Origin of the sequence: Streptomyces phytophilus, from assembly GCF_013870535.1 — a bacterium.
GTDB classification, from domain to species: Bacteria; Actinomycetota; Actinomycetes; order Streptomycetales; family Streptomycetaceae; genus Streptomyces; species Streptomyces phytophilus.
Map to the genome: position 1 here is coordinate 1 of NZ_JACBXC010001689.1, position 1072 is coordinate 1072.

2 protein-coding genes are annotated in these 1072 nt (G+C 73.4%); both read left to right on the forward strand.

Annotated elements, in window-relative coordinates:
* Positions 1 to 679, forward strand: a 679-nt coding sequence (locus H5J30_RS35235; protein ID WP_181791860.1) for a DUF881 domain-containing protein, incomplete at its 5' end; no start/stop codon positions are given.
* A complete protein-coding gene (locus tag H5J30_RS35240; RefSeq protein ID WP_027744874.1) occupies positions 676 to 1008 on the forward strand; it encodes a small basic family protein in 333 nt (110 codons plus the stop codon). The genes H5J30_RS35235 and H5J30_RS35240, both read left to right, overlap by 4 nt.
* Positions 1009 to 1072: the final 64 nt, after the last annotated feature.

The window sequence follows — 1072 nt, forward strand, 5'->3', positions numbered from 1 at the left end:
GCTCACCGTCGGTGCCGCCGAGGCGCGCATCGAGGCGCCGGACCTCGCCCGCGAGCGCGAGGAGCTGATCGAGCGGGTCGAGGACCGTACCGCCGCGGCGGACGACCTCGACCGCACGATCGAGAAGCTGCACGGCGAAGTCGCCGACCGGCAGCGCGAGGTGCTGGAGGAGAGCGGGAGCGACGAGGCCGCCCTGCTGGCGCTGCTGGCCGGGGCCGCCGAGGCCGAGGGCCCCGGCGTACGCCTCGTGGTCGACGACGCCGCCGACGCGGGCACCGGCGCGACCGGCGGCCCGCGCAGCTCCACGAGCTTCGCCGACGACGGCCGCGTACGCGACCGCGACCTCCAGCGCATCGTCAACGGCCTCTGGCTCGCCGGCGCCGAGGCCGTCTCCGTCAACGGCCGCCGCCTCACCGCGCTGTCCGCGATCCGCGCCGCCGGCGACGCCATCCTCGTCGACAACCGCCCGCTGGCACCGCCGTACACGGTGCTGGCCATCGGTGACGGCGAACGCCTCCTGGAGCGGTTCCGGGAGAACGCAGACGGCCGCTACCTGGAAGTGCTCCAGGACAACTACGGCATCAGGGCCGGGATCTCCACACGCGACGACCTCCGGCTGCCGGCCGCCACCGGCCTGTCCCTACGCCACGCAGAACCGAAGGAGAACAACCCCTCGTGATCGCCGTACTGGGCCTCGTCGCGGGCATCGTCATGGGCCTGGTGGTCCAGCCCGTGGTGCCGGCGGGCCTGGAGCCGTACCTGCCCATCGCCGTCGTCGCCGCGCTCGACGCGGTCTTCGGGGCGCTGCGGGCCATGCTCGACGGGATCTTCGACGACAAGGTCTTCGTGGTGTCGTTCCTGTCGAACGTCGTCGTGGCCGCCCTGATCGTCTTCCTCGGCGACAAGCTGGGTGTCGGCGCGCAGCTCTCCACGGGCGTCGTGGTCGTCCTCGGCATCCGGATCTTCTCCAACGCCGCCGCCATCCGGCGGCACGTCTTCCAGGCGTGATGCCCGTGTCCGACGAAGCTCCCGCGAACTCCCCGCGCCCCGGCGACCCGCCCGCCGCGTACCC